This window comes from Micromonospora zingiberis (assembly GCF_004331455.1).
Lineage (GTDB): Bacteria > Actinomycetota > Actinomycetes > Mycobacteriales > Micromonosporaceae > Micromonospora > Micromonospora zingiberis.
Genome location: NZ_SJJR01000044.1, coordinates 1 through 5607, shown reverse-complemented (window position 1 = coordinate 5607; position 5607 = coordinate 1). Strand labels below are relative to the sequence as shown.

General features: G+C 68.0%; 6 protein-coding genes. 3 read left to right on the top strand and 3 right to left on the bottom strand.

The genetic code is table 11. The features are described from left to right. Nucleotides 1-432: 432 nt before the first annotated feature. The gene (locus tag E0H26_RS29060) at nucleotides 433-804 is read right to left on the bottom strand and encodes an ArsR/SmtB family transcription factor (RefSeq protein ID WP_131309696.1); all 372 of its coding nucleotides are present in this window, start codon (nucleotides 802-804) and stop codon (nucleotides 433-435) included. 161 nt (nucleotides 805-965) lie between these two features. On the opposite strand from E0H26_RS29060, the gene E0H26_RS29055 reads away from it, so the two are divergent. Beyond that, entirely contained in the window at nucleotides 966-2015 is a 1050-nt protein-coding gene (locus E0H26_RS29055; protein ID WP_131309694.1) for an ArsO family NAD(P)H-dependent flavin-containing monooxygenase, read from the top strand. A gap of 566 nt (nucleotides 2016-2581) precedes the next feature. Here the strand turns inward: E0H26_RS29055 and E0H26_RS29045 are convergent. Beyond that, entirely contained in the window at nucleotides 2582-2779 is a 198-nt protein-coding gene (locus E0H26_RS29045) for a hypothetical protein (RefSeq protein ID WP_131309692.1), read from the bottom strand. Between the two features lie 250 nt (nucleotides 2780-3029). On the opposite strand from E0H26_RS29045, the gene E0H26_RS29040 reads away from it, so the two are divergent. Both E0H26_RS29040 and E0H26_RS29035 read left to right on the top strand, forming a co-directional pair. Further along, entirely contained in the window at nucleotides 3030-4097 is a 1068-nt protein-coding gene (locus tag E0H26_RS29040) for an ATP-dependent DNA ligase (protein ID WP_240742454.1), read from the top strand. A 541-nt stretch (nucleotides 4098-4638) separates the two neighbouring features. Then, nucleotides 4639-4881, top strand: coding sequence for a hypothetical protein (locus E0H26_RS29035; protein WP_131309690.1), 243 nt, complete (start codon nucleotides 4639-4641; stop codon nucleotides 4879-4881). A 111-nt stretch (nucleotides 4882-4992) separates the two neighbouring features. Here E0H26_RS29035 and E0H26_RS29505 read toward each other — a convergent pair. Then, a partial coding sequence (locus E0H26_RS29505; protein ID WP_165522023.1) for a hypothetical protein occupies nucleotides 4993-5607 on the bottom strand: 615 nt, incomplete at its 5' end.

The following is a 5607-nucleotide window of genomic DNA, read 5'->3' as shown; positions in this document are numbered from 1 at the left end:
TGGTCCACCGGGGTTCGATCCCAGAGTGGTCCACCGGGGTTCGATCCCAGAGTGGTCCACCGGGGTTCGATCCCAGAGTGGTCCACCGGGGTTCGATCCCAGAGTGGTCCACCGGGGTTCGATCCCAGAGTGGTCCACCGGGGTTCGATCCGTGCCAATTATCATGTTTGCTGCTGTAATGCCAATCGTTCTTGATGTGGAAATAGGAGCGTCAGGACAGCTCGACATATGCCGTCGGCAGTGGGTTGCTCACCACGGCCAAAGCCGTCGCGCTTGGGCGCCGCCGTGGTCGTCAACCACGGCGGCTACGACTCGCTGCTGGCAGCCGTTACCGCCTCGTGCCTCCTCGCTGCCGCCTGCATGCTGGGCGTGCCGCAAGCCCGACATTTCGTAACGGCAAAGCCCGGTGAGAAGGCCCGCTGAGCGTTCCGCTCAGCGGGCTTTCTTCGTTGCCCGCTTGCGGGGCGGCGTCAACAGGTCGGCGATCGCTGCGATCGCGGACGGCACGAGCCGGTAGTACGCCCAGACGCCCCGCTTATCGCGTTCGAGCAGGCCGGCCTCGGTGAGGATCCGGAGGTGATGACTCACTGTCGGCTGGGAGAGACCGAGCGGGTCGGTGAGGTCACTCACGGACGCCTCGCCGTCGGGGGCGGACTGGATCAGGCTGAGCAGTCGCAGCCGGGCCGGGTCGGCGAATGCCTTCAGCACTCCCGCGAGCCGTTCGGCGTCGGCACGTTTGATCGGTTCGCCGGCCAGCGGCGAGACGGCCGGCGTCGTTGTTTTCGCAGTTCCCACGCCTTCCATCGTTCCACCAACGCCACCGCCCGGTGGAACCAGGACCCGGTCACGGCCAGTTTGTGGGTGGGGAGCCGTGGTGGCGGTCGGATGGGCGCCTGCCGGCATCGGCCGAGCATAGCGCCGATCTTGGCCGATCGGCATGATGATCTACGGAGGAGGTGCCGAGGGTGCTCGGATCGTGTGACGTGGTGGTCATCGGGGGCGGGCAGGGTGGCCTGGCAGCGGGCTACTACCTGCGCCGTGCCGGGGTGGATTACGTCATCCTCGATGCCCAGTCTCAGCCGGGCGGCGCGTGGCGGCATGGCTGGGACTCGTTGCGGTTGTTCTCGCCAGCGGAGTACAGCCCGCTGCCAGGGTGGGGGATGCCTCGGCAGGACGGCGAGGACTTCCCGACCGCCAGGCACGTCGTGGACTACCTACGGGCATACGAGCAGCGATACGACCTGCGGGTCCACCGGCCGGTCCGGGTACACGACGTGCGGCAAGCCGGGGACCGCCTCGCGGTGGAAACCGATGCTGGCAGATGGCTGGCCCGGTACGTCATCTCCGCCACCGGTACATGGGAGTGCCCGTACGTGCCCGACATCCCCGGCCGCGGAGAGTTCACCGGCCGGCAGCTGCACACGGTGCACTACTCCTCGCCCGAGGAGTTCCGGGGGCAGCGGGTCGTGATCGTCGGTGGAGGTAACTCCGCGGCGCAGATCCTGGCGGAGGTGTCCCGGGTCGCCGAGACCACGTGGGTCACCTTACGCCCGGCACGGTTCATGCCAGACGACGTCGACGGCCGGGTGCTGTTCCGTGTGGCCACCCGCAAGGCCGCCGGTGGTGCCGGCGGTGGTGTCAGCGACCTGGGGGACATCGTGATGGTGCCCAGCGTCCGCGACGCGCGGGAGCGCGGTGTTCTGCACCCCCGTCCAATGTTCGTGCGGCTGACCGCACACGGCGTGCGGTGGGCAGACGGGGCCGAGCAGCCCTGCGAAGCCATCATCTGGTGCACCGGTTTCCAGCCCAACCTCACCCACCTCGCGCCGCTGCTACAAGGATGGCGGCACGGAGAGGTGGCCACCGACGGCACCCGGTCGGTGGACGAGGCCCGCCTCTACCTGCTTGGCTACGGCGACTGGACAGGGGCGGCGTCAGCCACACTGGTGGGTGCCGGCCGTACCGCGAAAGCGACGGTCGCCGACATCGCCTCCCAACTGCGCGAACAGCCGTAGGACCGAGGCCCGGCCGAACCCGACACGCCCTCGCAGGCGCCGCTCGTTGACGATGCGACCACGTCCGAGGCGCCCGGCAGGTTGGGCCGAATCCCAGTGCGCCGTGCTGCTCAAGCGCGGCGGTGTTGGTCGTCTGGAATCGGCGGTCCTGCGGGCCGGTCTGTGTAGGCAGCCAAGAGCAGCCGGCATCTACGACGGGCGGCGGTACCTCCGTCGCGCCGAACCCCGTCCGTGCGAAGGCCCGCCTTGCAGTGGAGCCGATGGTGGGGCTGTCTCGGCGTCGCGTTTCTGCCAGGTGCCAGTGCCAGGTGCCGTGAGAAGGCGTCGGACCATGTGCTGGGCGGCGTCTTCGGTGTCGAACTCCCACCGCATGACCCCGCCGGTCTCGCTGTCCCCGGAGCGAGCCGCGACCCTCCACCGGATCTCGCGGGTCAGCCAGACGTCACGGCGGGTCAGCCTGCCCCACAGTCCGTTCCACCAGCGCCCGGCTACTTCTTCCACCCCCGGATCGTACAAGTGTTCGGATGTGGGGTGGCGGCAGGCCAGCGTATTGACGGCCTGGCGGGCTATTCGCAGCGGTCTTCGGCACCTCGTCCGTACGGTTCGCAGCAGTCTGGGCGATGCCGGTAGACCCGCAGGTCCCGGCCGCTGCGGTGGTGGTACTCGGAGGTGATCTCGTACAGGCAGGCCTGCCACACGACGGTCTCCCCACCGCCGGGTACCACCTGGCCGTCACCCGGCCCGCCGCGCAGCAGCACATCCACACCCCGACGGTATTGGCTCCGCCGGCAGCAGGCCGGGGGAGCAGAACGAAACCCGCCCCCGCCCACAGTGGGGGAGCAGGGGCGGTGGCAGCCGTCGGGATTGCTCTGGGTAGCGGCGTGGCCCGCTGCACGTCCCCCGGCATCGCTCATCCGTTGTCACGGATCTCCGGCCGAGCCATCCCGCATGTCTCCCACGATGACGTGAAGGGGGCGGAAGATGAGCGGCTCTGACGGCCGGTGGGGGTGAAGGGTGACTGCCGCCGGCGGGCGGACGGGCGCGGCGGGGGAGCCGGTGTTGCGTCGGCCGGTCGCGCCGATGCTCGCGGCGCCGGTCGACGCGGTGCCCAAGGGCCCGAATCTGGTGCATGAACCGAAGTGGGACGGGTGGCGGGTGATCGCCTTCCGCGAGACCGACCGGGTGTACCTGCAGTCGCGGGCCGGCCGGAACCTGACCACCTACTTCCCGGACATCACCCGGACGATCCGCGCGTGCATCCCCGCCGGGGTGGTGCTGGACGGTGAGCTGATCGTCTGGGAACGGGGACAGACCAACTTCGCGCAGCTACAACGCCGCATCACCGCCGGCCGTGCCCTCGTACGGCTGGCCCGTGAACACCCCGCTCACCTCGTGGTGTTCGATCTGCTCGCCGATGTCGGCGGGCAGGTGATTATTGATCTGCCGCTGGCGCAGAGGCGGGCGCGGCTGCGACGACTCCTTGCCGGTGCGCCGGCGCAGCTCACCCTGACCCCGCAGACCACCGACTTGGCACAGGTGTCGGAGTGGCTGCTGCACTGGACCGCCGCGGGTATTGAGGGCGTGGTGAGCAAACGCACGGCCGGCAGATACGAGCCTGGCCGGCGCGGCTGGTCGAAGTTCCGGACCAGGATCGTCACCGACGCCATCATCGGGGGAGTCACCGGCACCATCGCCTGTCCCGAAAGTCTGCTGCTCGGCCGGTTCGACCGGCGCGGACGACTGCGCTACACCGGCCGAACCCACCCACTGACCACCGACCAAGCCGCAAAACTCGCCGCAGTGCTGTCACCGCCACGACTCGCCCGCCACGGGGTGCAGGCGCATCCGTGGCCGCAGCCGCTACCCGCATCCTGGTCCGGCCAGTTCGACCGACCCGAACCATTGGCCTACGCGCAGGTCGAACCCGCCGTCGTGGTGGAAATCAACGCCGACGTGGCGTTCGAACACCAACGATGGCGCCACCGGGTCCGCTACGCGAGGCCCCGCCCAGACATGTCGATCTACGACGTACCGCTCCTCCTCGGCGAAGGCGAAGATCCGTCCGGGACACCCGGCATCTGATGGGCGCGGTCCGGTGCCTGCGGGCCGTGGTCTACCCGCCGATCGATGATGGGGCCAAGCCGCAGGCGGCCGAAGTCGATCGGCTTGCTGTACGCGGTGCCCTTTGCGGAATCCCACTCGCACGTGTCGCTGATTCAGCCACCCGATTGGTCAACCCCGCTATCGGGTCTGGCTGTCCGGCCGGGGCCGCCACCTCCTCGTCCGATGCGCGTGACGCGCTGATCATCGCGAACACTGATCCCCATCTCGCGAGCGCGCGGACAGCCAACAGCCAGGCACAATCCGACTGTGACGATCACGATCACCAACTACCGGGACCTGTTCGCCAACATCCGCAAGCGCCCCGGGATGTGGCTCATCCGAGAAGACTTCACCAATGTCGTGTCGTTCGTCGACGGCTGCAACGAGGCCAACGCCCGGACCTTGCTGACCGGTTTTCCAACCGTGGCTAGTGACTCAAGCCGGCTGCCTCGACAACCACGTCTGGTGGAGCGTCGTCACCCACCTGACCGAACCCATCGGGCCCAAGAACGTCCGCGACATGCCCCCCGACCTCGAGGCCCGCGCCATCGAGACCCTGTTCGACCTACTCGACGAGTTCCTGGAGCTACGCGACGAGCGCGACGGCCTGAACCGCATCTTCGCCGCTCATGCGCAGTGGCGCCGCCTCTGTGACCAGAACGGATGCAACGCCACCGACGCAACAACTTGCCCCACCGTCAGGTGGCCGAGAGCAGCCAGCCGGATCAAGCCCAACAACCCCACCCTTGACAACCGCCATTGAGACTCGTCCGGTAGGGCGCTCCACCTTGCCACCCTGGCCCTGGCCCGCTCCACGGTGTGTGGGTCGGCGGCAGAGAGTGAGGATGGTGGGCCAGCAGATTGCGGGCAGCAGCTACTTCTTGGTCACAGCGGCTGTGAGGAGAAGCCCAGCCAAGAGGGTGAACGGTACTTCGATCATCTCTGCCACATCTGGCCGCTCGGTCTTGAGTGTTACCCAACTGTAGGAAACGACGAACCAGACCAAGGCGACGGAGGACCACGTGACCGCCGGCTGGCGTAGCCAGCCACCGAGCTCACGTAGCGACTCTGCCCAGATTGCCAGGAGTCGGACTTCCGAACCCGTTTGCTCGTCGGCCCGTTTTACCGCATGTTCCAGGTTCTCAACTGCGACAGATATTGCCGTGGCCTGAACACTCTGACGGCTTGTTAGTGCCGACCGGAACATCGTCCTCGTGTCGAGGCTTCCCAGGACAGTCTGGAGTTGGGTTCTTCGAGCCCTATCAACGAACTTCCAGGCCGGGGAGCTCAGCGGGGCGCTCTTGACTGCGGCGTCGAGGCCGGGCAGGAACCATTTGGCCTGGGACGCGGCGATGGCGTTGAAGGCCGGGGAGCTCAGCGGGGCGCTCTTGACTGCGGCGTCGAGGCCGGGCAGGAACCATTTGGCCTGGGACGCGGCGATGGCGTTGAAGGCCGGGGAGCTCAGCGGGGCGCTCTTGACTGCGGCGTC

What these genes read in the sequence shown, in the direction of transcription:
- E0H26_RS29035 (WP_131309690.1), top strand. Translation starts at nt 4,639, where the DNA reads ATGCCCCCCGACCTCGAGGCCCGCGCCATCGAGACCCTGTTCGACCTA.
- E0H26_RS29060 (WP_131309696.1), bottom strand. Translation starts at nt 804, where the DNA reads ATGGAAGGCGTGGGAACTGCGAAAACAACGACGCCGGCCGTCTCGCCG.